The 23,771-nt window shown below is 71.7% G+C and carries 19 protein-coding genes; 3 read left to right on the top strand and 16 right to left on the bottom strand.

Annotated elements, in window-relative coordinates:
• Positions 1–107: 107 nt before the first annotated feature.
• The 13 genes from ACIQFY_RS00600 to ACIQFY_RS00540 all read right to left on the bottom strand — a co-directional run bounded on the left by ACIQFY_RS00600 (position 108) and on the right by ACIQFY_RS00540 (position 16,016).
• The gene (locus ACIQFY_RS00600) at positions 108–1,490 is read right to left on the bottom strand and encodes an FtsQ-type POTRA domain-containing protein (RefSeq protein WP_400337791.1); all 1,383 of its coding nucleotides are present in this window, start codon (positions 1,488–1,490) and stop codon (positions 108–110) included.
• A complete protein-coding gene (murC, locus tag ACIQFY_RS00595) occupies positions 1,487–2,914 on the bottom strand; it encodes a UDP-N-acetylmuramate--L-alanine ligase (protein ID WP_326496202.1) in 1,428 nt (475 codons plus the stop codon). The genes ACIQFY_RS00600 and murC overlap by 4 nt, the downstream gene beginning before the upstream one ends.
• Complete coding sequence (locus ACIQFY_RS00590; RefSeq protein ID WP_326496203.1) at positions 2,911–4,011, bottom strand: UDP-N-acetylglucosamine--N-acetylmuramyl-(pentapeptide) pyrophosphoryl-undecaprenol N-acetylglucosamine transferase; 1,101 nt, start codon at positions 4,009–4,011, stop codon at positions 2,911–2,913. The genes murC and ACIQFY_RS00590 overlap by 4 nt, the downstream gene beginning before the upstream one ends.
• Positions 4,008–5,312: a putative lipid II flippase FtsW gene (gene ftsW / locus ACIQFY_RS00585; protein ID WP_400337787.1), complete on the bottom strand. Its 1,305-nt coding sequence runs from the start codon at positions 5,310–5,312 to the stop codon at positions 4,008–4,010. Before ftsW ends, ACIQFY_RS00590 begins: the two co-directional genes overlap by 4 nt.
• On the bottom strand, positions 5,281–6,810 hold the full coding sequence (gene murD / locus ACIQFY_RS00580) for a UDP-N-acetylmuramoyl-L-alanine--D-glutamate ligase (protein WP_326496205.1): 1,530 nt from the start codon (positions 6,808–6,810) through the stop codon (positions 5,281–5,283). Before murD ends, ftsW begins: the two co-directional genes overlap by 32 nt.
• A complete protein-coding gene (gene mraY / locus ACIQFY_RS00575) occupies positions 6,800–7,903 on the bottom strand; it encodes a phospho-N-acetylmuramoyl-pentapeptide-transferase (protein ID WP_066653744.1) in 1,104 nt (367 codons plus the stop codon). The genes murD and mraY overlap by 11 nt, the downstream gene beginning before the upstream one ends.
• On the bottom strand, positions 7,900–9,396 hold the full coding sequence (gene murF, locus ACIQFY_RS00570; RefSeq protein ID WP_251160127.1) for a UDP-N-acetylmuramoyl-tripeptide--D-alanyl-D-alanine ligase: 1,497 nt from the start codon (positions 9,394–9,396) through the stop codon (positions 7,900–7,902). Before murF ends, mraY begins: the two co-directional genes overlap by 4 nt.
• A complete protein-coding gene (locus tag ACIQFY_RS00565) occupies positions 9,393–11,018 on the bottom strand; it encodes a Mur ligase family protein (RefSeq protein WP_400337782.1) in 1,626 nt (541 codons plus the stop codon). Before ACIQFY_RS00565 ends, murF begins: the two co-directional genes overlap by 4 nt.
• 14 nt (positions 11,019–11,032) lie before the next feature.
• Entirely contained in the window at positions 11,033–12,802 is a 1,770-nt protein-coding gene (locus ACIQFY_RS00560; RefSeq protein WP_326496208.1) for a penicillin-binding protein 2, read from the bottom strand.
• A 49-nt stretch (positions 12,803–12,851) separates the two neighbouring features.
• Positions 12,852–13,598 carry a hypothetical protein gene (locus ACIQFY_RS00555; protein WP_251154930.1) on the bottom strand — a complete coding sequence of 249 codons (747 nt, stop codon included), beginning with the start codon at positions 13,596–13,598 and terminating at the stop codon, positions 12,852–12,854.
• A 1-nt stretch (position 13,599) separates the two neighbouring features.
• Positions 13,600–14,556, bottom strand: a complete 957-nt coding sequence (gene rsmH / locus ACIQFY_RS00550; protein WP_326496209.1) for a 16S rRNA (cytosine(1402)-N(4))-methyltransferase RsmH — start codon at positions 14,554–14,556, stop codon at positions 13,600–13,602.
• A 108-nt stretch (positions 14,557–14,664) separates the two neighbouring features.
• Positions 14,665–15,096, bottom strand: coding sequence for a division/cell wall cluster transcriptional repressor MraZ (gene mraZ, locus ACIQFY_RS00545; RefSeq protein WP_058729729.1), 432 nt, complete (start codon positions 15,094–15,096; stop codon positions 14,665–14,667).
• Positions 15,097–15,614: 518 nt separating this feature from the next.
• Positions 15,615–16,016: a DUF3040 domain-containing protein gene (locus ACIQFY_RS00540; protein WP_326496210.1), complete on the bottom strand. Its 402-nt coding sequence runs from the start codon at positions 16,014–16,016 to the stop codon at positions 15,615–15,617.
• A 125-nt stretch (positions 16,017–16,141) separates the two neighbouring features.
• Here ACIQFY_RS00540 and ACIQFY_RS00535 point away from each other — a divergent pair, with 125 nt between their 5' ends.
• Positions 16,142–17,260, top strand: a complete 1,119-nt coding sequence (locus ACIQFY_RS00535; RefSeq protein ID WP_400337774.1) for a polyprenyl synthetase family protein — start codon at positions 16,142–16,144, stop codon at positions 17,258–17,260.
• Positions 17,261–17,413: 153 nt separating this feature from the next.
• Here the strand turns inward: ACIQFY_RS00535 and ACIQFY_RS00530 are convergent, their stop codons facing one another.
• Positions 17,414–17,779, bottom strand: coding sequence for an Rv2175c family DNA-binding protein (locus tag ACIQFY_RS00530; protein WP_209683092.1), 366 nt, complete (start codon positions 17,777–17,779; stop codon positions 17,414–17,416).
• A 162-nt stretch (positions 17,780–17,941) separates the two neighbouring features.
• Here ACIQFY_RS00530 and ACIQFY_RS00525 point away from each other — a divergent pair, with 162 nt between their 5' ends.
• The gene (locus ACIQFY_RS00525; RefSeq protein ID WP_400337771.1) at positions 17,942–19,207 is read left to right on the top strand and encodes a LysM peptidoglycan-binding domain-containing protein; all 1,266 of its coding nucleotides are present in this window, start codon (positions 17,942–17,944) and stop codon (positions 19,205–19,207) included.
• Between the two features lie 112 nt (positions 19,208–19,319).
• A complete protein-coding gene (gene pknB / locus ACIQFY_RS00520) occupies positions 19,320–21,362 on the top strand; it encodes a Stk1 family PASTA domain-containing Ser/Thr kinase (protein WP_400337768.1) in 2,043 nt (680 codons plus the stop codon).
• 155 nt (positions 21,363–21,517) lie between these two features.
• Here the strand turns inward: pknB and ACIQFY_RS00515 are convergent, their stop codons facing one another.
• Both ACIQFY_RS00515 and ACIQFY_RS00510 read right to left on the bottom strand, forming a co-directional pair.
• On the bottom strand, positions 21,518–22,861 hold the full coding sequence (locus ACIQFY_RS00515) for a class II 3-deoxy-7-phosphoheptulonate synthase (protein WP_326496290.1): 1,344 nt from the start codon (positions 22,859–22,861) through the stop codon (positions 21,518–21,520).
• Positions 22,862–23,048: 187 nt separating this feature from the next.
• Positions 23,049–23,771 carry a 1-acyl-sn-glycerol-3-phosphate acyltransferase gene (locus ACIQFY_RS00510; RefSeq protein ID WP_066653708.1) on the bottom strand — a complete coding sequence of 241 codons (723 nt, stop codon included), beginning with the start codon at positions 23,769–23,771 and terminating at the stop codon, positions 23,049–23,051.

Below are 23,771 nucleotides of genomic sequence, written 5' to 3'. Positions count from 1 at the left end.
CGGGTGCGCTCCGCGGGCTGTCGCCCCGCCACGCCGCGTGTCGCGGATCGCGTCGCCGAGATTCCCGCCGCGAGCGGCTCGGCGGCGGTCGTCGGACCCTCCGCTCGTCACTGCGCCGGTCGGACGATGCCGTTGTCCGGTGCCGAGACGTCGAACTCGACCTCGGTGTCGGGATCGCGCGACGCGTGGTCCGCGACGAGGGCCGCGAGCAGCGATGCCTTCGCGTCGGAGGCGTCCGGGCTGCCCCAGACCACGGTCGACCCGTCGTCGAGCGTGAGCGTGACGTCGTCGGCAGTGGTCGCCCGGACGTCCGTGACCTGCCGACGGACCGTCGACGGCAGCGACAGCACGACCTCGGTCATCGTCCGGAACACCGGCGAGCCGAGCTCGGCGCGCTGCACGTCGGCGACCGGCACGCCCTCCGGACGGTCCGGCGACGACTGCACCACGATGCCCGCCGGGTCGACCAGGTCGAACGAGTCCCCCGAACGGACGGCGACGACGGGTGTCCGCTCCGTGACGGTCACGACGAGGGTGTGCGGCGGGACCTCCTCGGTGACGTAGCTCTCGATCAGCGGGAAGCCGGCGATGTCGCGCTTGACCTCGCCGAAGTCGATGCGGGCCAGCGGGGTGCCCACCTGGTCGGAGAGCGCCTGGCGGAGCGCGGTCGCGTCGACCCGCTCGGTGCCGCGGACCTCGATCGTGCGCAGGGCCATCAGCGGCGAGTAGACGGCGACCAGGATCGACGCGCCGAAGACCACCACGACGGTGCCCGCGGTGATCCAGGCAGCACGGCGGTGTCGTGCACGCCGGGTGAAGCGCCGCACCTCGGCCCGCTCGAGCAGCCGACGGCGACGTCTCGCCACCCGTGCCTCGCGCGCGGTCTCGGCAGCGCGGACGCCGGCACCGATCGGAGACCCGTGCTCGTCGTCGGCCGTCGGGCGGGCAGCACCGGGCGCGTCGATCACGTCGGTGACGGTGGCCGCACCGGTCGCGTCGTCCGGGGTCGACTCCTGGGTCGTCGGGTCGGTCGTGGTCGCGCCCGCACCGCGGGGCGCGGTGTCCGCACCGGTGCGCGACGCGGCGCCGCCGTCCCGGGCAGCGGCGGACGTCCTGCCCGCGTGCTCCTCGTCCGGGGTGTACTCGCGCAGGCGCTCGGCCACGCTCGACCAGCCGGCACCGAGGCGGCGGCCGGCGGCGTTGGCGAGGGCGCCCGCGCGCTCGCGCTGCCCCTGCGCAGACGCCGGCTTCGACGAGGGTCTCGACGTCGCGCGGTGCTCGTCGGGGCTCGGCGCGGCGGTGGAGGCGACCGGCTCGTCGGCGGGAGGTGGCGGGGCGGTGGCGGGGCGCGCCTCCCGGCCGTCCGCCGCCGCTCCGCGTGCCGGTCGACGCGACGTCAGGGGACCACGGCGCTGCCGCGGTGCGCGGGCACCGTCGGCCGGGGCCTCCGGTTCCTCCGGACGCCCGTCGAAGCCCTCGGGACGCTTCACTGCGCGCGGTCCCCGTCGCCGTCGTGCCGCAGCGCACCGAGCACCTGCGGGATGATCCGGTACACGTCGCCGCAGCTGAGCGTCATGACGATGTCGCCGTCGCGGGCGACCTCGGCCGCGCGTGCAGCGGCGTCGTCCCAGTCCGGCAGGAACTCGACCCTGGACTGGTCCACGAAGCGCTCCTGCACGAGGGCACCCGTGACGCCGGGCTCCGGGTCCTCGCGGGCGCCGTAGACGTCGAGCACGACCGTGTGGTCGGCCAGCTCCTCGTAGACGCGGGCGAAGTCGCCGGCCATGAGCCGCGTGCGCGAGTACAGGTGCGGCTGGTGGATCGCGATGATCCGACCGTCGCCGACGACGTTGCGTGCTGCGCGGAGCGCGGCCGCGACCTCCGTGGGGTGGTGCGCGTAGTCGTCGTACACCGAGACCCCGCGCTCGACACCGTGCAGCTCGAAGCGACGCTCGGTGCCGCCGAACGCCTCGATACCCCGGATCGCGTCGGCGGGCGCGACACCCAACCCGGTGAGCACCGCGAAGGCGCCCACCGCGTTGACGGCGTTGTGGCGGCCGGGCACCCGGAGCGTCATGTGGTGGTGTTCCCCGCCGGCGCGCAGGTCGACCTCGACGCTCGCCGCCTCGACGATGCGCTCGATGCGGACGTCAGCGTCGGCGGCCTCGCCGAAGGTGACGACCTCGGGTGCGTGCTCGCGGGCCCGCACGCCCTCGGTGACGCGCTTCGCGCCCGCGTCGTCGCTCGACACGACGATGCGCTCGCTCGCCTTCGCGGCGAACTCGACGAAGGCGTCGATGAAGGCCTGCTCGCTGCCGTAGTGGTCGAGGTGGTCGGCGTCCACGTTCGTGATGAGCGCGACCGCGACGTCGTAGAGCAGGAAGGACCCGTCGGACTCGTCCGCCTCGACGACGAACAGGTCGCTGGCGCCGGGGGCCGAACTCGTGCCGAGCGACTGGATGACGCCGCCGTTGACGAAGCTCGGGTCGAGGCCGAGTTCGACCATGGCGGTCACGATCATGCCCGTCGAGGTGGTCTTGCCGTGCGCGCCGGCGACCGCGACGAGGCGGTGCTCGGCGATCAGCGCGGCGAGGGCCTGGGACCGGTGCAGCACCGGGAGCCCGCGACGCTGCGCCTCGAGGAGCTCGGGGTTGTCCGGCCACAGCGCGCTCGTGACCACCACGGTGTCGGCATCGGCGAGGTTCGCGGCGTCGTGGCCGATGTGCACCTCGGCGCCGAGGTCGCGCATCGTGCCGGTCGTCGCGGTCTCGCGGGAGTCGCTGCCCGTGACCCGGTGCCCGGCGGCCAGGAACATCCGCGCGATGCCGCTCATCCCGGAGCCGCCGATGCCGACGAAGTGGACCGTGCCGAGGTCGTCCGGGATCGGCTGGGTCAGGTCCGGCTTGATGGTCATCGTTCCTCCGTGGTGCTGGTGCTGGTGCGCTGCGCGGCCTCGCGCACGAGGGCCGTCATCCGGTCCGCCCCGTCGCGGTGTCCGACGCTGCCGGCTCGGACGGCCATGTCGGCGATCCGCGCACGGTCACGCAGGATCGGCAGCAGCTGGAACGTCACCCACTCGTCCGTGAACGCCGCGTCGTCGACGAGCACCGCTCCCCCGGCGCCGACGACGTCCGCCGCGTTGTGCCGCTGCTCGCCGTTGCCGACCGGGTACGGGACGAGCACGCTCGGCAACCCGACGGCCGTCAGCTCGCACACCATGCCGGCACCCGAGCGGGACACGACGAAGTCGGACGCGGCGTAGGCCAGGTCCATGCGGTCGCAGTACGGCAGGACGTGGTACCCGTCGAGGTCGCTCGGTCCGATGTCGGACTTGCCGCCGACGACGTGCAGGACCTGCCACCCGGCGTCGACGATCGCCGTCGCCGAGCGGTTCACCGTCGTGTTGATGCTCCGCGCACCGGACGAGCCGCCCGTGACGAGCAGCACCGGGCGGTCCGCGTCGAGGCCGAACTCGGCCAGGCCCTCGGCCCGCGCGGCACGGCGGTCGAGCGTCTCGACCTCCCTGCGGAGCGGCATCCCGACCACGCGTCCGTGGCGCAGGTGGGTGTTCGAGAACGTCAGGCCCACGTGCCGGGTCAGCAGGGCGGCGAGCCGGTTCGCGAGCCCGGGCTTGGCGTTCTGCTCGTGCACGACGATCGGCGTCCCGGTCCGCTTCGCAGCGATGTAGGCCGGCGCCGCCGCGTAGCCGCCGACGCCCAGGACGACCTCGACGTCGTGCTCGCGGATGAAGCGCTCGGTGCGTCGGACCGCACCGAGGAAGCCGGCGGGGAACCGGAGCGCCCGGGCGTCGAGCCGGCGCGGGAAGGGCAGGCGCGGGATCGTCAACAGCTCGTAACCGCGCATCGGCACGAGTCGCGACTCGAGCCCCTCGGCGGTGCCGAGGACGAGCACGCGGGCGTCCGGGTCCTGCTCGGTCAGCCGGTCGGCGACCGCGAGCAGCGGGTTGACGTGTCCGGCGGTGCCACCGCCGGCGAAGAGGTAGGTGCTCACCGGAGCACTCCGTTCTGTGGTGCGGAGCCGGCACGCGGTGCCGCGGTCCGGCCCTTGCCGGGCAGTTCGCGGGCGAAGGACAGCACCACGCCGATCGCCACGAGGGTCATGATGAGGGCCGATCCACCGGCCGAGATGAGCGGCAGCGGCACGCCGAGGACCGGCAGCAGGCCGAGCACCACCGCGATGTTGACGAGCGCCTGCCCGATGATCCAGGCCAGGATCGCGCCGGTGACCGTCCGGACGAACGGGTCGTCCGACTGGCGGATGACCTTGATCATGCTGACCGCGAGGACGATGAACAGCGCCAGCACGACCACGGCGCCGATGAGCCCGAGTTCCTCGCCGATGATCGCGAAGATGTAGTCGTTGTCCGCCTCGGGCAGCCACGACCACTTCGCCTTCGAGTTGCCCAGGCCGACGCCGAACACGCCACCGGACGCCAGGGCCCACATGCCGTGCACGGGCTGCCAGCAGAGGTCCTGGTACTGGTTCGAGTCGGTGCATCCGGAGAGCCACGCGTCGATGCGGTACTGCCGCGAGGCCGACGCCATCGTGACGAACGGCAGCACGACGGCGACAACCCCGAGGATGACGAGCAGGTGCTTCGCCCGCGCGCCCCCGATGAAGAGCGCACCGAGCAGCAGGACCAGCATGATCATCGCGGTTCCCTGGTCACCGCCGAGCAGCACCATCCCGAGCGGCAGCACCGTTGCGATGCCGACCGGCACGAACAGTTCCTTCCACTCCCGCAGCCGGTCACGCTTCACGTAGATGATCGCGCCGACGGCCAGGGCGATGCCGAGCTTGACGGCCTCGGACGGCTGGGCGCTGAACGAGCCGAGCTTGATCCAGTTCCGGTTGCCCTGGATCTCGATGCCGAGCGGCGTGTAGACGAGCAGCTGCAGGACCAGCGCCGCGGCGAGGATCCGCATCGCCCACTTCCGCCAGAGCCGCGCGGGGACGCGGCTCGCGACGAGCATGAGCGGGACGCCGAGCACGGCGTACAGCCCCTGCTTGGACGCTGCGCCGAAGAAGTCGTGGGTGGCGGCGTACTGCTCGACGCTCGACGACGACAGCACCATCACGACGCCGAACACGACGAGGAAGAGCGTGACACCCAGGATCGTGTAGAAGGTGCTCGACTCGGCGACGAAGACGTTCTTGACCGCGACGACGGCGCCCCGCGCACGGCGCTGCGAACCGGCGTGCTCGCCGCCCGCGGACGCGGTTCCCGTGTGTCCGGTGCTGCCCGTCGTGCGGCCGCCGCTACGGCCGCTCGGGAGATCCGTGGTCGCCATCGGCTGTGCCTCCCAGGTGTTCGTGGACCGCCGCCGCGAACCGGCGCCCCCGGTCCGCGTACGAACCGAACTGGTCGAACGACGCCGCCGCGGGGGCGAGGAGGACCGTGTCGCCCGGTCGTGCGACCGATGCGGCATGCCGGACCGCCTCGGGCATGACGTGATCAGTCTCCGTCGCCTCGACCTGCAGGACCGGGACCGTCGGCGCGTGTCGCGCGAATGCCTCGAGCACCGGTGTCCGGTCCGTCCCGATGACGACGACCGCTCGGGCCGTGGGGCCGAAGCGCTCGACGAGGCCGTCGATGTCGACGCCCTTGAACTGCCCGCCGACGATCCAGACGACGGTCTCGAACGATGCCAGCGATGCCGTGGCGGCGTGCGGGTTGGTCGCCTTCGAGTCGTCGACCCAGGCGACGCCGTCCGCCGTCGCGACGTGCTCGGTCCGGTGGTGGTCGGCGCGGAAGCCCTGCACGGCAGCGCGGATGTGCGCGGGCTCGACGGCGGCAGCACGCGCGAGGGCGGCCGCGGCGAGGACGTTCATGGTCATGTGCGGACTCGCGAGCCCGGCCTGGTCGAGGTCCGCCACGGTGGCGAACTCGAGCGCGCTGTTGCGCCGGTCCTCGGTGAAGGCGCGGTCGCAGAGCACGTCGTCCACGATCCCGACGTCGCCCGGCGCGGGGACCCCGGGCGTGAAGCCCACGGCACGGCACCCCTCGACCACGTCGGCACCCTCGACCATGCGACGGGTCGCCTCGTCCGAGGTGTTGTAGACGCAGGCCGTCACGGTGCGCTCGTAGACCTTGGCCTTCGCCGCGCGGTACGCCTCGGCGGAGCCGTGCCACTCGAGGTGGTCGTCCGCGATGTTGAGGCAGGTGCTCGCGAGCGGCACGACGGCACCGTCGCCCGAGGTGGGCATGTAGTGCAGCTGGTGGCTCGAGAGCTCGACGACCAGCACGTCGAAGCCCTCCGGGTCGCGGACGACGTCGAGCACCGGTACGCCGATGTTCCCGCAGGCGACCGCGCGGAGCCCGGCGGCCGCGAACATCGCGGTCGTCAGCTGCGTGGTCGTGGTCTTGCCGTTCGTCCCCGTGATGGTCACCCACGGTGCGGCGATCGGGCCACGGACGACCTTGTCGCGCACGCGCCAGGCGAGCTCGATGTCCCCCCACACGGTGCTGTGCTCGACCGCCCAGCGGACCGTGGCGTTGTGGGGCGGCAGACCGGGCGACACGACGACGACGTCCGGGGCCTGGGCCACGAGGGCGGCCGGCACGGTGTCGAGCGACGTGCGCTCGAACCGGGCGCCGATCACGTCGAGCAGCTCCACGGTGTCGGCGGGTCCGTCCGGCGCGAGGACGACCACGTCGCTGCCGAGCTCCACGAGCGTGTCGGCGACGGAGAAGCCGGTCGAGCCGAGGCCGAGCACGGCGACCCGAAGCCCCTTCCAGCCCTCGGCGTACCAGCTGTCGAGTCCTTCGAGACGGGCGTCAGCCGACACGGGCGATCCACTCCAGGTAGAAGAGCCCGACACCGGCCGCGACGCAGAGCCCCGCGATGATCCAGAACCGGACGACGACGGTCACCTCGGCCCACCCCTTCAGCTCGAAGTGGTGGTGCAGCGGGCTCATCCGGAAGATGCGCTTGCCGTGGGTGATCTTGAAGTAGGCGCGCTGCAGGATGACCGAGCCGGTCACGATGAAGAACAGCCCACCGATGAGGATCAGCAGGAGCTCGGTGCGGCTGAGGATCGCCAGGCCGGCCAGCGCTCCGCCGAGGCCGAGCGAGCCGGTGTCGCCGAGGAAGATCTGCGCCGGCGAGGTGTTGTACCAGAGGAACCCGATCAGGCCACCGCAGACCGCGGCCGCGACGACCGCGAGGTCGAGCGGGTCGGACGTGCTGTAGCAGGCGTGCGCGGTGCTCTCGTCGAGTCGGACGCCGCCGCAGATCTGGTTCGACTGCCAGAAGCCGATGATGACGTACGACCCGATCGCCAGGATGCTCGAGCCGGTGGCGAGGCCGTCCAGCCCGTCGGCGACGTTCACGCCGTTCGACGTGGACACCGTCAGCAGCACGATCCACGCGAGGTACAGGATCGTCCCGATGACGGTTCCGAGGACCATGAAGTCCAACCACGGGACGTCGCGGATCGCGGAGATCATCGTCGATGCCGGGGGCTTGCCGTTGCCGGTCGGCACGACGAGGGCGATCGTCGCGAACACGACGCCGACGATGACCTGCCCCAGGACCTTCGCCCAGCCGCCGAGCCCGAGGCTCCGCTGCCGACGGACCTTGAGGAAGTCGTCGATGAACCCGACGAACCCGAGCCCGACCATGAGGAAGAGCACGAGCAGTCCGGACAGCGTGACCGAGTCGCGGCCCACCAGGTGTCCGACGAAGTAGCCGAGCACCGCGCCGATGATCAGGACGATGCCGCCCATGGTCGCGGTGCCGCGCTTCGTGTGGTGCGACTGCGGGCCGTCGTCACGGATGAACTGTCCCCAGCCGAGGCGGTGGAACAGCTTGATGAAGAGCGGTGTGAGCAGCAGTGTGAACACCAGCGCCACGGCGCCGGCGACGAGGAGCGCGATCATTCGGTGACACCTCCGAGGCGGTCGCCGAGGAATCGCAGTTCGGCGGACTTCGAGGACTTGACGAGGACGACGTCGCCGGGGCGGACCATCTCCTGCAGGGCGTGGACGGCTGCGTCGACGTCCTCGATGTACACAGACTCGCCGTCCCACGATCCCTCGAGGGTGGCGGCCTGGTGGATCGGCGCGGCCCCGGGTCCGACGACCACGAGCTGTCCGATGCCGAGACGGACGACGAGCCGACCGATGCGGTCGTGCTCCTCCGTCGAGAACTCCCCGAGCTCCGCCATCTCGCCGAGCACGGCGACGGAGCGCTCCCCCGGACGCACGACCTGCGCCAGGGTGCGGAGCGCGGCGGCCGTCGAGTCCGGCGACGCGTTGTAGGCGTCGTTGATGACGGTCACGCCCTCCGGTCCGCCCTGGAGGAGCTCCATGCGCCAGCGCTCGGCCCGCGTCATCGACGCGAGCGCCTCGGCGCCGGCGGCGAGCGGGACGCCCCACAGGTGGGCGACGGTGAGGGCGGCCGACGCGTTCATCGCGTGGTGCTCGCCGAGGATGGCGAGGCGGACGTCGACGGTCTGCGGGACCGGGGACGTGCCTCCAGGACGGTCCGCGGCGGCCTCGGCCGGGACGGGAGGCGCGGTGAGCGTGAAGCGCGTACCGCTGCGGTCCGTCTCGATGCCGGAGACGCGGTAGTCCGCGCCGGCGGACGTGCCGAAGCCGACGACGGTCGCGTCGGTGAGGGCACGCATGGACGCGACGCGGTCGTCGTCCACGTTGAGCAGTGCGGTCGCGGTGGCGGGCAGGTCGGTGACCATCTCCGACTTCGCGCGCTGGGTCGCCTCGATCCCGCCGAACTCGCCGGCGTGCGCGAGCCCGACCTTCAGGACGACACCGACGTCCGGCTCGGCGATCGCGACGAGCTTCGCGATGTGCCCCTTGCCGCTGGCACCCATCTCCACCACGAGGAACCGCGTGTCGTGGGTGATGCGGAGCATCGAGACGGGGGCGCCGACGTGGTTGTTGAACGATCCCTGCGGCGCCACGGTCGCACCGTGCTGCTCGAGGATCGTGCGGAGCATGTTCTTGGTGCTCGTCTTGCCGTTCGAACCGGTGATGCCGACGACGCGCAGCGGCGCCGGCAGTCCCTGCTCGTCGACGCGGTGGGCGCTCGAGGCGCGGACCCGCGCCACGACCTCGTGCGCGAGGGCGGCGAGGGCGGCGTAGCCGTCGGACACGACGACCTGCGCGGTGCCGGCGCCGTCGGGCAGGTCCACGGCGCGCTCGGTCACGACCAGGGCCGCACCGGCCTCGACCGCGTTCGGCACGAAGCGGTGGCCGTCGGTCTCCTCCCCGAGCAGCGCGAAGAACACGCTGCCGGTGTCGACGAGGCGCGAGTCGGTCTCGACGCTGCCGTCGACGACCTGCTCCGGGGCACCGCTGACGAGCTCGCCGCCGATCGCGGCGGCGATCTCGGCGAGGGTCAGGGCGATCATCGGGTCTCCTCCGCCGGGCCGGAGTTCGGCTCCCAGCCGGCCTCGCGCAGTGCCTGCCGGGCCTCGTCACGCGCCGAGTAGGGCGTCCGGACGCCCGCGATGTCGCGGTAGTCCTGGTGGCCGGGGCCGGCCCAGAGGATCGAGTCCCCGTCGCCGACCAGGCTCACGGCCGTGCGGATCGCCGCCTCCGGCGGGCTGACCTCGTACGTCTCGTGGTCCGGGTAGGCCTCCCGCGCGGCGTCGACCAGGGTCTTCCGGATGGACGCGGCGTCCTCGAAGCGCGGGTGGTGGTCCGTGACGACGAGGATGTCGCTCCCCGCGGCGGCGACGCGCGCCATGTCGCCGCGCTTCGTCGTGTCGCGGTCGCCGTCGGCGCCGAAGAGCATGAGGACCTTGCCCGGCGTGAACTGCCGGACGGCCGCCAGCGTGTTCTCGAAGGCGTCGGCGCTGTGACCGAAGTCGACGTAGACGCTCGGGCCGGCGTCCCCCGACACCCGCTCGGTCCGACCGGGCAGGTAGCACTCGATGGCACTGACCGGCTGCTCGTCGGTCTGGTCCGCGTAGTGCCGGTGGTTCGAGCCGAGGGCGTGCGCGATGGCACCGAGCTCGAACCCGCCCTCGACGAGCATCACGATCGCGAGCGCCGCGTTGGCCGCCATGTGCCAGCCGATGAGCGGCACACGGGTCGTGAGCTCGCGCCCCTCGGGCCCGGTGAGGCGGAACTCGGTGTAGGCCGCGTGCGCCTCGACGATGTCGACGTGCCACTCGGCCTCGACCTCGGGGTGCACCGTGATCGTCGTGACGGGGATGCGGGAGTCCTGCACCACGCGGTGCCCCCAGTCGGTGTCCAGCGAGACGACGCCGCGACGGGCGTGCTCGGGCTGGAACAGCGGGAGCTTCGCCTGGTAGTACTCCTCCATGTCGGCGTAGTCGTCGAGGTGGTCGTGGGACAGGTTCGTGAACCCGGCGACGTCGAACACGATGCCGTCGACGCGGTGGCGGCTCAGGGCCTGGGCGCTGACCTCGACGGCGACGGCGCGGACCTCGGACTCGCGCATGCGGGCCAGGAGCGCGTGCATCTCGCTCGCCTCGGGGGTGGTCAGGCGGCTCGTCACGCTGAGCGAGCCGATGTGGCGCTCCGCGGTCGAGCTGAGGCCGGTGACCAGGCCGAGCTGCTTGAGGATGCCCTCGAGGATGTACGACGTGCTGGTCTTGCCGTTCGTGCCCGTCGTCGCGAAGAGCTGCGGCAGGTCGGTGGCCTCGTCCGGGTGGGTGCGGTAGACCCACGCCGAGACGTCGCCGAGCGCGGCGCGCGGGTCCTCGACCACCAGCACCGGCAGGCCGGAGGGCTCGGCGAGTGCGACGCCGTCGGCGTCGGTCAGCACCGCGACGGCACCGCGCTCGGCGGCCTCGGTCGCGAACTGGGCGCCGTGTCGGTTCGCGCCGTGCACGCCGACGAACAGGTCACCCGGCTGCACCTCGGCAGCGCTCAGCGTGACGCCCGTCGTCTCGACGGCGTCGACGGAGCCGACCACGCGCATGCCGAACGCGTTCGCGAGTTCGGCGACGCTCCTCGGGGTCGGGTGTTCGGGTCGGAGGACCGGGGGGATCCGTGCGGACAAGTGCTCCTTCTTCCTCACCACGTGGACGGGTACAGCTGCGCCTCGGCCGTGGAGGGGGCTACTCGGTACTTCTCGAGCACCTGGGACATGAGAGTGCGGAACGCCGGAGCCGCTCCGCTGGACCACTTGTTGGTCTGCGGCTTCGTGAACGTCACCGTGACAACATACTGGGGGTCCTCGGCGGGTGCCATTCCGGCCACCGAGGTGATGCGCTGGCCGCCGTAGCCCTTCCCGCCCTCGGCGACCTCGGCGGTACCGGTCTTCGCCGCGATGTTGTAGCCGGAGATCGGCTTCATCCCGACGAGCGTGCCGCCCGTGACCACGCTCTGCAGCATCTTGACGGTCTGGTCGGCTGCCGCAGCGGACACGACGCGCGTGCCCTGCACGTCGGGCGCGTCGATCACCTTGCCGTCGGAGGTCTTGCAGCCCTTCACCATGTGGAGCGGGATCCGGACACCCTGGTTGGCGAGGGTCTGGAACACGCTCGCGACCTGGACGGCGGTCGTCGAGATTCCCTGCCCGAACATCGAGTTGATGTTCGTCTGCTGGTCCCAGTCCGGGCTCGCGCCGTACTGCATGCCCGGCTGGCCGGGGTACTGGATCGCCGACTCGCGCTCGAACAGGCCGAACTTCTTCATGTAGTCGTACCGCTGCTGGGTCGACAACCGCTCGCCGAGTTCGGTGATGCCGACGTTCGAGGAGTTCTGGAGGATGCCGGTCAGCGTCAGGTTCTCGGTCGGGTGGAGCTCGGAGTCCTGGATCTTGCCGCCCCACGGGAAGGACCGCGAGTACGGCACCACCGCTCGGTCGGTCGGGCTCGACTTGCCCTGGTCGATGAGCGCGGCCGCGATCGCCGCCTTGATGGTCGAACCGGGCTCGTAGGTCGAGGTCAGCGCACGGGAGCCGTACGCCCCCTTGTCCGTGGTCGCGTCGACGTCGTTCGGGTCCACGGTGGGCCAGTCGGCGACGGCGAGGAGTTCACCGGTCTTGACGTCGACGACGGTCGCGGTCGCGGACTCCGCCTGCAGCGACTGCGCCGCCGACGCGATCGTCTGCTGCGCCATGTACTGCAGGTCGCTGTCGATGGTGGTCTCGAGCGTGCCGCCGTCCTTGGCCTGCTCCGTGGTCCGGGTGCTCCCGGGGAGCTGCACGCCGTCCTCGCCGCGCTCGTACGTCTCCGAACCGTTCTTACCCGCGAGGCACTGGTCGTACGAGTACTCGAGGCCGGCCTGGGCGCCGTCGGTGCCCATGAACCCGGTCAGCGCACCGCCGGTGGCGCCCATCGGGTAGACGCGGGCGGACTGCTGCTCCTTGTAGACCCACGGGATGCCGAGGGCGACGACCGCCTCGTAGTGCTTCACGTCGAGCCCCTTGACCAGGTAGGCGAAGTCCGACTTCGGGTCGGCTGCGATCGCCTTCTGCATCGCCTGCACGTCACCGCCGGACGCCTTCGCCAACGCCTGCAGGGCGTCGTCCACCGAGACCTTCTTCGTGCGCTCGCCGCCGAGCTTGCCGTCGAAGCCCGCGACGAGTCGTGGCGAGGTGACGATGTTGTAGCGGTTGACGCTCTCCGCGAGTTCGGTGCCGTTGCGGTCGACGATCGCACCGCGGTTGCCGTAGATGGTGACCGGGATGCTCCGCTTCGCCTTCGACGCCTCGTTCAGCGCCGCTGCCTGCACCACCTGGATGTCGACCAGTCGGATCACGAAGACCGCGACGAGGGCGATCACGGCGATGATCACCACGCTGTAGCGCAGTCGAGGGTTGCGGATCGTCTTCGTCACGCGGTGCGGTCCTTCCCGGGTGGTGCGGCAGTCTGATCCCGCCCGCAGGTCACCGGGTGGTGGGTGCCTGGAGCGGGTTCGCGTCGGACTCTACGTCGGTGGTCGAGCCGGTCCGTCCCGACTCGCTGGTGCCTGCGCTCTTCTCAGTGTCGGCCGTCGCAGCGCCCTGCTGGGCACCGGTCGCCGACGTCCCGCCCGCGCTGGTGTCCGTGCTGCCGCCGGTCGTGCTCGTGGTGCCGTCGGCCGGGGTCGCACCGGTGCCGGCGGCACCGTCGGTCGTGCTCGCCCCGCCGGCGGACGCGTCCGGGCCGGCGGCGAGCGGGACCGGGTCGAGGAGCGCGTTCGGCACCTGGTTGTCGCCGCTCGCGGTCGCCTCGTCGGGGGCCGCCGGGGTCGGCGTGCCGTACACGTGGCCGGTCTTCGGGTCGAGGTACACCGGGGTGGAGTTCGCGATCATCCCCAGTGCCTTGGCGTTGCGCGCCAGGTTCTGGGGCGAGTCGAGCACCCGGAGCTCCTCGGACAGCGACTGCTGCGTCCGGGAGAGCCCCGTCTGCTCGGCGCCGAGCGAGTCCAGCGTGTACGCCCCCTGGCTCAGCACCATGCTGATGCCGAGCTGCGCGAGGAGCAGCACACCGAGCGACACGACGCCGACCACCGCGTAGGCGATCTTCGGCCGTGCTCGGCGCTGCGCCCTCGAGGGCGCGACCTCGACGAGTTCGGGTCGCTCCCGGCGCGGTGGGTGCGGGGCACGGGTCGGTGCGCCGACGGGGTCGACGAGTGCGAGGTTCGTGCTCATGTCACTTCCGGATCCGCTCGGCCGCGCGCAGGCGCACGGGGATGGCTCGGGGGTTGGCGGCGCGTTCGGCCTCGTCGGCCAGTTCCGCGCCCTTGACGACGAGGGAGTAGGTGGGAGCGTGCTCCGGCAGCTCGACGGGTAGTCCTGCCGGGGCGCTCGAGGTGGTGCGCTCGACCAGTGCCCGCTTCACGAGGCGGTCCTCGAGCGACTGGTACGACTCGACGACGATCCGACCACCGACCGCGATCACGTCGAGCGCGGCGGGGATCGCCCGCTCGAGCACGGCGAGCTCGGCGTTGACCTCGATGCGGAGCGCCTGGAACACGCGCTTGGCCGGGTGCCCCTGCCGCTGCACGGCCACGGGTGTCGCGTCGTGCAGCACCTGGACGAGGTCACCCGACATCTCGAACGGGCGCTCGGTGCGACGCTCGACGATCGCACGGGCGTACCGACCGGCGAGCTTCTCCTCGCCGTACCGCTGGAAGATCCGGCGCAGCTCGCCCTCGTCGTAGGTCGCGAGGACGTCGGCAGCGGTCTGCCCCTCGGTCCGGTCCATCCGCATGTCGAGCGGGGCATCCTGGCTGTAGGCGAACCCGCGCTCGGCGCGGTCGAGCTGCAGCGAGCTGACGCCGAGGTCGAACAGCACGCCGTCGACCTGGCGGAAGCCCTCGCCCTCGACCGCGTCGACGATCCCGTCGTACACGGTGTGGACGAGGCGCACGCGGTCGCCGAAGCGAGCGAGCCGCTCCCCCGCGATGCCGAGGGCGTCGGTGTCGCGGTCGAGCCCGATGAGCGTGAGCTCCGGGAACCGTCCGAGCAGCGCCTCGGAGTGGCCGCCCATCCCGAGGGTCGCGTCGACGACGACCTTGCCCGGGCCGTCGAGGGCCGGGACGAACAGGTCGACGATGCGCTGGAGCATCACCGGCGTGTGCGGGAACTTCGGCTGGTCTTCGGCCATGTGCAGCCCCTGTGACCGTCTGGGCCACGCACCCGGATCCCCATCCATGCGACCTGACACCGGGGAAGGTGTGTCAGGGCACCACGGCTGGGAGTCCCGATCCGCGGATCAGAAGATCCCCGGGATCACCTCCTCGTCGTTGTCGGCGAAGCCCTCTTCGACCTCGGCGTAGTAGGCCTCCCACGCGGGGGTCGACCAGATCTCGGCACGGTCACCGCTGCCGATGACCGTGAGGTCCCGTTCGAGCCCCGCGTACTCACGGAGGTTCTGCGGGATCGTCACGCGGTTCTGCTTGTCCGGGGTCTCCGCGCTCGCTCCGGAGAGGAACAGGCGCATGTAGTCCCGGGTGCGCTTCGACGTCATCGGAGCCGTCCGGATCCGTTCGTGCAGTTGCTCGAACGTGTCCGCACTGAAGACGACGACGCAGCGCTCCTGCCCACGGGTCATCACGAGTCCGCCGGACAGTTCGTCCCGGAACTTGGCGGGGAGGATCACGCGACCCTTCTCGTCGAGCTTCGGGGCATGGGTACCGAGCAGCACGTCGGGACCTCCCCTCCGCTCCACCGGACCGTCGTGACCCCCACTTTACTCCACTTCGCTCCCCGCGGAACGATCGGCGCTCCCGAATCCGCTCCGATCCCCCGATCTGGGGTGGACACTGGGGCTCGCAGCTCGCTGCTCTGCGCGTCACATCCCCGGAAGCACGCGGACGTGGAGCGGAGTGGAGGGGGTGGAGGGAAGTGGAGGACATTCGCAGACTCGGGAGCAGCCGAGGGCGCGCCGGACGGGAGGCTCGGCGCACGACCGCCCCGCGCCTCCCGTCCGCAGCGTTCCCGGCAGGCCCCTCGCCGCGCCCGTTCCTTCCCATCACGCCCGGAATGGAGCACCGATCCGCGCGAAGGACGCCAGAAGGAACGTGCGCCTACGCGCGGATCTACCTCCTCCGCGCGGATCGCGCCCGCTGCGCGCGGAGACGGACGACTGCGACCCGGACACGACGACGGGGCCGGTCCCGAAGGACCGGCCCCGTGGAGGCGTGTGGAGGGAGTGCGGCGCGGCTACTGCTGCCCCGGGTCGTTGCGCTTGTCCCAGCGCTCGTTCATCCGGTCCATGAAGGAGCCACCGGAGGAGGACGGCCGCGACGGCCGACCCGCGGACTGCCCCTTCGCCCGCGGCGCCTTCGCCCCGGACTTCGACATCCGCATCCCCGGGCGCAGTGCGTACAGCACACCGGCGAGCATCACCACGAATCCCGGCAGTCCGAGCCACGGCTGCTTCACGACGAGCGCCACGATGACGATGGCGATCCCCACGAGGGCACCGAGCACACCGATCGTGATGGACGTGTAACTCGCGCGTCCCTCGCGGCGCGTGACACGCGCCACGAAGTCGGAGTCGTTCTGGTAGAGGCTCCGCTCCATCTCTTCGAGGAGTCGCTGCTCTTGCTCCGAGAGTGGCATCTCGTTTCCCTCTTGTTCCTGGGGATGCTGTCTGACGACCGCTGGTGTGCCGCGCTACCGCCGGGTTGTGGCATCGCTGAAGTGGACCGATTCTATGACTCGACCGCTCCACTAGGGTAGGAGTCGTGGCTGAGAGTACGCGATTAGTGGACCTCGTTTCGGCACGGGTCGGACGGGCACTCGACGAGCAGCGTGATCGGCTCCTCGCGATCAGCCCGGACCTCGCGCCGTTCGACCGGTACGCCCGTGACCTGCTGTCCGGCGGCAAGCGCTTCCGAGCGCTGTTCTGCTACTGGGGATGGCAGTCCGTGGCCGGCCGCTCGGGGTCCTTCGACCCCCTCGCCGAGGGCTCCCGCCAGACCACGGCCGAGGCCGTCGTCACGGTGGCCGCCGCGCTCGAGATCTTCCACGCCGCCGCCCTGGTGCACGACGACATCATGGACCGCTCGGACACCCGTCGTGGTCGTCCTGCCGCGCACCGCCGCTTCGAGTCCCTGCACGAGGAGTCCGGCTGGGTCGGCGACCGCTCGCTGTACGGCACGAACTCGGCGCTGCTGCTCGGGGACGTCCTGCTCTCGTTGAGCGACTCCGTCTTCGACGAGGGGCTCGCGCTCCTCGACCCGGCGCGCGCACGCATCGTCCGCCAGGAGTTCCACGCGATGCGGCTCGACGTGACCGCGGGGCAGTACCTCGACGTGCACGAGGAGACCGCCTGGCCGACGATCGACGAGACCGAGCACCTGGTGCGGGCACAGCGGGTCATCGTCTTCAAGTCGGCGAAGTACTCGATCGAGGCACCGCTCGTCATCGGCGCCCTGGTCGCCGGCGCCTCGGAGGCGCAGCTCGACGGCCTGCGGTCCTTCGGCCTGCCGCTCGGCGTCGCGTACCAGCTCCGCGACGACGTGCTCGGTGTGTTCGGCGACCCCGAGGTCACCGGCAAGCCCGCCGGCGACGACCTCCGCGAGGGCAAGCGCACCGTCCTCATCGCCTCGGCCCGCAAGGCGCTCCCGCCCGGCCCGAGGCAGCTGCTCGACGAGCTGCTCGGCGACCCCGACCTCGACGAGGAGCAGGTGCAGATGCTGCGCGCCACGCTCACCGAGTCCGGGGCGGTCGCCGCCGTCGAGCGCTCGATCGACCGGCACGTGCAGCGCGCGAAGGCAGCGCTCGAGGCCGCGCCGTTGACGCCGTCGGCGCGCGACCAGCTGCTGTCGCTGGCCGACACGGTCAGCAGCCGCGTCGCCTAGACGCCGACCACGACGACGGACGGGAGGCCCGTAGCGACACCGCCACGGGCCTCCCGTCCGTCACCCGACCGTCCTCACCGGGGCGGCTCCTGCTGCGCGGGCCAGCCCGCCGGGACGGGTCTCCGGTCCAGGGCGCCGGGTCGGCTCCCGGGCTCAGAGCAGGGACTGTGCGACGCGGCGCACCTCGGCCTTGCGGCCGGCGCGCAGCGCGGCGATCGGCGAGGTGCGGAGTGCGGGCTCCTCGGAGAGCATCCAGCGGACCGCCTCGTCGTCGGAGAACCCGTTGTCACCGAGGACGATCAGCGTGCCGCGCAGCTCCGGCATCGGCTCGGAGCCGTCGAGGAACTCGCTCGGCACCCGCAGCACGCCGCCCACGCGGGCAGCCAGCAGCGTCTTCTGCTCGAACAGGCGGTGGATGCGCCCGGGGCTCACCCCGAGCAGGTCCACGAGGTCGGGCACCGTCAGCCAGCGCTCGGAGAGGGTCGTGTCGTCGGTGGGTCCATCACTCACCCGCCCCATGTTGCCAGAGCACCGGCCTGCGTCGTGCCGTCACGCTGATCACACGAGTCACACGCGCAACACGCGGCTCTCTGGTTGACTTGGGAATCACGCCATGTCAGCGTGGAGCCACCTGTGAGTACCCGCTCCCGCGCACGGCTCACCCAGGACAGGAGACAACCCGTGGACAACGCTGCAGACGACGCCGCCCGGCGCGCTCGATCCGCCCGGTTCGCCACCATGCCCATCGTCCTCGCGGGCACGATCGCCGTGACCGCCGGCCTCACCGGCCCGGTGGCGCACGCCGAGCCCCGGCACGACGACGCCGCGAAGAAGCGGCACGTGGACGAGGACCGGAACGTGGGCCAGCGCCCGGTGTTCGGCACCGCCGTCGCCCGCCCGTCGACCACCACCGTCACCACGGTCGCCGCGGTGTCGAAGGCCCCCACCACCTACACGGTGCGTCAGGGCGACACCGTCTCGGGCATCGCCGCGCGCTTCGGGCTCTCGGCGCAGGAGGTCCTGGTCCGCAACGGCCTCGGCTGGAACACGATCATCCACCCCGGGCAGACGCTGCACCTGTCCTCGACACCCGCCGCCCCCGCAGCAGCACCGGCGACGTCGAGCACGAGCGGCAGCTACCACGTGAGGTCGGGCGACACCGTGTCCGGCATCGCCGCCCGCGTGGGCGTGTCGACCTCGGCGATCCTCGCCGCGAACGACCTCTCGCAGCGCTCGCTGATCTACCCGGGCCAGACCCTGACGATCCCCCGCGCCGGGACGGCACCCGCCGCGAAGCCGGCGCCTGCCGTGAGCACCGCGCCGGCCGCACCCGCCCGGGCGTCGAGCGTGAAGATCGTCGCCGGCGACACCATCGGGGCGATCGCGGCGAAGCACGGGGTGTCGGTGAAGGCCCTCCTCGCGGCGAACGGCCTCAGCTACACGAGCACGATCTACGCGGGGAAGACCCTCGTGCTGCCCGCTGCGACCTCGAAGCCGACGACCACCCCGACCGGGAGTGCCGTGACCACGGCCGTCGGCAGCGTCAACGGCGTCGAGCTGACCGGTGAGCAGCGGCGCAACGCGGCCACCATCGTCAGCGTCGGCCGGACCCTCGGCGTCCCCGACCGCGGCATCGTCATCGCCCTCGCAGCGGCTCTGCAGGAGTCGAGCCTGCGCAACCTGTCGCACGGCGACCGCGACTCCGTCGGCCTGTTCCAGCAGCGTCCGAGCCAGGGCTGGGGCACGAAGGCCGCACTGCAGGACCCGGCCACCGCCGCCGAGCTGTTCTTCGTCGGCAACCCCGGCAAGACCCGCGGCCTGCTCGGCGTGCGTGGGTGGTCGTCGATGGCCCTGACCGACGCCGCCCAGGCGGTCCAGGTCTCCGCGTACCCGAACGAGTACGCGAAGTGGGAGCAGACCGCGCGCGCCCTGCTGGCCTCGCTCTGAGCTCCCGCCCGCCTGGTCGGCCGGACAGCCGACTCATCCTCGAGATCGAGATTGGGTCACGGTCGGTGCGTCAGGTCGGACCGTACCGGCAGCCCTTCGTAGAATGCCGCCGATGACCACGAACGCCGCAACGGACCCGATGATCGGTCGCATGATCGACCAGCGGTACCGCGTGCGCTCGCGCATCGCGCGCGGGGGCATGGCGACGGTGTACCTCGCCACCGACGTCCGGCTCGAGCGTCGCGTCGCGATCAAGATCATGCACGGGCACCTGGCCGACGACCAGGCCTTCCGTGAGCGCTTCATCCAGGAGGCCCGCTCGGCCGCCCGGCTCTCCCACCCGAACCTCGTCGGCGTGTACGACCAGGGCGCCGAGGACGACACGGCGTACATCGTCATGGAGTACATCCCGGGCATCACCCTGCGCGACCTGCTGCAGGAGCACCGGGCGCTCACCCCGGAGCAGGCCACCGACATCCTGCGCGCCGTGCTCGCCGGCCTCGCGTCGGCGCACCGGGCCGGCATCGTGCACCGCGACCTCAAGCCCGAGAACGTCCTGCTCGCCGACGACGGGCGCATCAAGCTCGGCGACTTCGGCCTGGCGCGGGCGACCACGGCGAACACGGCCACCGGAGCAGCCCTGCTCGGCACGATCGCGTACCTGTCCCCCGAGCTCGTGACGCGCGGCGCCGCCGACTCGCGCAGCGACATCTACGCACTCGGCATCATGCTCTACGAGATGCTCACCGGCGAGCAGCCCTACAAGGGCGACCAGCCGATGCAGATCGCCTACCAGCACGCCAACGACACGGTCCCGGTGCCGAGCGCCGCGGAGCCGGGCGTCCCGCCGGAGCTCGACGACCTGGTCGCCTGGGCCACCGCCCGCGACCCCGCAGACCGTCCGCGCGACGCCCGCGAGATGCTCGACCACATGTCGGGCAACCAGCAGCGCGCGACCGGCCAGTACCGCACCGCGGTGCTGCGTCCGGAGAACGCCACCGCGATCCTGCCGGCCGGCAGCGCGTCGCCCTCCTCGGCCGATGCGTCCGGACGGTGGGACGGCCCCGAGCAGGACGACGCCACCCGGGTGATCGCCGACTCGACGGGCGGTGCGCCCGCTGCTCCGGCCCGCCGCGGTGCGCCCGGCCCCCGACGCACGGGAGCCCAGCCCGGGACGCTCTCCCCGGCGGCGCAACGCCTCGCCGACAAGTCCGTCAAGCGTCGGAAGCGCGGGTGGATCCTGCTCGCGGTCGTCGTGGTCCTCGCGATCATCGCCGGCGTCGCCGGCTGGGCCCTCGGTCCGGGGCCCTGGGGCAACGTCCGCATCCCCGAGGTCGCCGGGAAGTCCGTGGCACAGGCCCGGCAGCTGCTCCAGGCACAGGGGCTCCAACCCACCGCCGAGACCGACAGCCGGTACGACGCCGTCGTGGCGAAGGGGCAGGTGTCGACGACCAAGCCGGCGGCCGAACGCGAGGTCCGCAAGGGCACCCCGGTGCGGATCGTCGTGTCGGACGGCCCGCGGATGATCGCCCTGCCCGCGATCGTCGGGCAACCGCTGTCGACCGTGACGGCCGCACTGGACGACGACTTCCAGCTGCAGGACGACCAGTACGAGTTCTCGGCCGACGCTCCGGAGGACACCGTGATCGCGGCGAAGGGCCTGGGCACCGACGGGCAGACGGTCGACCTGTCCTCCGTCGGCGAGTACGCCGAACGCGGGCCGGTCACGCTCACGGTCTCGCTCGGCGCCGTCCCGGACGTCACGGGCAAGACCCTCGACGGCGCGACCGCCGCGCTCGACGCCGTCGGTCTGGTCGTCGGGGCGCAGCAGGAGCGCTACAGCGACGACGTGCCGAAGGGGCAGGTCATCTCGTCCAGCGTCGAGGACTCCCCCGCCGTGCAGGGCTCTGCCGTCGACCTCGTGCTCTCGAAGGGCCCGACGCCGATCACGCTGCCCGACGTCGCCGGCAAGACCATCGACGAGGCGACCTCGACCCTGGAGAACCTCGGCCTCGACGTCTCCGTCCCGGACTGCACGAACGTGCTCTGCCGGTTCTACGACTGGAAGTCAGCGCTGCCGGTGACCGCGACGGACCCGATCCAGGGATCGACCGTCCACCGGGGCGACACGATCACGCTCTCCTACGAGCAGTAGCCGCCAGGTCGTGCGACCGGAGACGGGCAGGACGGGCGACCGGAGCCGGGCAGGACAGGACAGGCGACCGGAGCCGGGCCGGAGACGAGCGGACGGACGGACGGGAGGCGCGGTGCCGGCTGGCACCGTGCCTCCCGTCCGTCGTACGGTCGCGACTACGGCCGCTGGTAGGGGTGGGCGCTCAGCTCCTCGGCCACCAGGAAGGCGAGCTCGAGCGACTGCATGTGGTTGAGCCGCGGGTCGCACAGCGACTCGTAGCGCGTCGCCAGGGTCGCCTCGTCGATCTGCTCGGAGCCGCCCAGGCACTCGGTGACGTCGTCACCGGTGAGCTCGACGTGCATGCCGCCCGGGTAGGTGCCGACCTGGCGGTGCGCCTCGAAGAAGCCGAGGACCTCGTCCACGACGTCGTCGAAGCGACGGGTCTTGTAGCCCGTCGGGGTCGTCAGGCCGTTGCCGTGCATCGGGTCGGTCACCCAGAGCGGGTTCGCGTCCATGCCCTTGATCGCCTCGAGCAGCTTCGGCAGCTCGTCGCGGATCCTGCCCGCACCCATCCGGGTGATGAACGTCAGACGACCGGGCTCGCGCTCCGGGTCGAGCGTGTCGACCAGGGCCTTCATGTCGTCCACGGTCGTCGTCGGGCCGAGCTTCACGCCGATCGGGTTCCGCACGCGGGACAGGAAGTCGACGTGGGCGCCGTCGAGGTCGCGGGTCCGCTCGCCGATCCAGATGAAGTGGCCGGAGGTGTCGTAGGCGAGACCGGAGCGCGAGTCGATACGGGTCATCGGCCGCTCGTAGTCCATGAGGAGCCCCTCGTGCGAGGCGTAGAACTCGGTGTGCTTCAGCGCCTCGAAGTCGGCTCCGCAGGCGTCCATGAAGCGGATCGCGCGGTCGATCTCCTTCGCGAGGTGCTCGTAGCGGGCGTTCGCCGGGTTCGACGCGAAGCCCTTGTTCCACGAGTGCACCTGCCGCAGGTCGGCGAACCCGCCCTGCGTGAAGGCACGGACCAGGTTCAGCGTCGACGCGGCCGTGTGGTAGCCCTGCACCAGGCGGCGGGGGTCGGCCTGGCGGCTCTCCGGGGTGAAGTCGTAGCCGTTCACGATGTCGCCGCGGTACGCCGGCAGCGTCACGTCGCCGCGCGTCTCGAAGTCACTCGACCGCGGCTTGGCGAACTGCCCCGCCATGCGTCCCATCTTGATCACCGGTGTCGAGGCACCGTAGGTGAGCACGACGGCCATCTGGAGGATGGTCTTCACACGGTCACGGATCGAGTCCGCCGTGGCTCCGGCGAAGGTCTCGGCGCAGTCGCCGCCCTGCAGCAGGAACGCCTTGCCCTGCGCCGCTGCGGCGAGCCGGTCACGGAGCTTGTCGACCTCGCCCGCGAAGACGAGCGGCGGCAGCGTCGCGATCTCGGCGGACGCCGCCTCGGCCGCGGCGCGGTCGGGCCAGGTCGGCTGCTGCTTGATCGGCAGGGTGCGCCAGTGGTCGAGACCCTCGATCACGTCCGGATCCTGCAGGGCGACGACGTCGGTCGACTCGATCAAGGCGGTACCTCGGTGTTCTGGGTCGGGCGGGAGCGGGAGGCCTGCGCGCAGGCCGGTCCGGCCGGGGCCGGAGTCCTCAGATCCTACCGTCCGCGCCCGACCCGCCGCTCCCGCGTGACGCGGGGGCGACGACGGCGGTCGCCCGTCAGGCCGTCGGCGTGCGGCGGTCCTTCATGACCTGCTCTCGAGCGCTGCTGGCACGCTCCTTGACGCTCGTCGCGTAGACGTCGACGTACTCCTGGCGGCTCAGACCGGCGAGTTCGTGCATGACCTCGTCGGTGACGCTGCGCAGGATGAACCGGTCGGTCTCGAAGCCCTCGAAGCGCGAGAAGTCGAGCGGCCTGCCGAAGACGACGCCGACGCGCTTGAACTTGGGGAACTTCTGGCCGATCTGCTGCACCTCGCGCGTGCCGACCATCGCGACCGGCACGACGGTCACCCGGCCCTCGAGGATCATCCGGGCGATGCCGGTGCGGCCGCGGTAGAGCTTGCCGTCCGGGCTGCGGGTGCCCTCGGGGTAGATGCCGAGCTGCTCGCCGCGTGCCAGGACCTGGAGCCCGGTGTGGAGCGACGCCTCGGACGCCTTGCCGCCGGAGCGGTCGATGGGCAGCTGCCCGATGGCGTTGAAGAAGGTCTTCGTCGCCCAGCCCTTGAGGCCACGACCGGTGAAGTAGTCGCTCTTCGCCAGGAAGGAGATCCGCCGGTCGAGCACCGCCGGCAGGATCACCGAGTCGATGAACGAGATGTGGTTCGACGCGAAGATCACCGGGCCCTTCGCGGGCACGTGCTCACGGCCGACGACCCAGGGTCGGAAGAGCGTCAGGATGAGCGGGCCGAGCAGGAAGTTCTTGAGCAGCCAGTAGGTCAT

Origin of the sequence: Curtobacterium sp. NPDC092190 (genome assembly GCF_044755625.1) — a bacterium.
GTDB lineage: Bacteria > Actinomycetota > Actinomycetes > Actinomycetales > Microbacteriaceae > Curtobacterium.
The sequence above is the reverse complement of the archived record's forward strand: the minus strand, read 5'-3'. Positions and strand labels throughout refer to the sequence as shown.

Bases quoted from the DNA above. Each gene is read 5' to 3' on its own strand.
- ACIQFY_RS00540 (WP_326496210.1), bottom strand. From the start codon at position 16,016: ATGCCACTCTCGGAGCAAGAGCAGCGACTCCTCGAAGAGATGGAGCGG.
- ACIQFY_RS00555 (WP_251154930.1), bottom strand. From the start codon at position 13,598: ATGAGCACGAACCTCGCACTCGTCGACCCCGTCGGCGCACCGACCCGT.
- murC (WP_326496202.1), bottom strand. From the start codon at position 2,914: ATGACCATCAAGCCGGACCTGACCCAGCCGATCCCGGACGACCTCGGC.
- ACIQFY_RS00510 (WP_066653708.1), bottom strand. From the start codon at position 23,771: ATGACCTACTGGCTGCTCAAGAACTTCCTGCTCGGCCCGCTCATCCTG.
- mraY (WP_066653744.1), bottom strand. From the start codon at position 7,903: ATGATCGCGCTCCTCGTCGCCGGCGCCGTGGCGCTGGTGTTCACACTG.
- ACIQFY_RS00530 (WP_209683092.1), bottom strand. From the start codon at position 17,779: ATGGGGCGGGTGAGTGATGGACCCACCGACGACACGACCCTCTCCGAG.
- pknB (WP_400337768.1), top strand. From the start codon at position 19,320: ATGACCACGAACGCCGCAACGGACCCGATGATCGGTCGCATGATCGAC.
- rsmH (WP_326496209.1), bottom strand. From the start codon at position 14,556: ATGGCCGAAGACCAGCCGAAGTTCCCGCACACGCCGGTGATGCTCCAG.
- ftsW (WP_400337787.1), bottom strand. From the start codon at position 5,312: ATGGCGACCACGGATCTCCCGAGCGGCCGTAGCGGCGGCCGCACGACG.
- murF (WP_251160127.1), bottom strand. From the start codon at position 9,396: ATGATCGCCCTGACCCTCGCCGAGATCGCCGCCGCGATCGGCGGCGAG.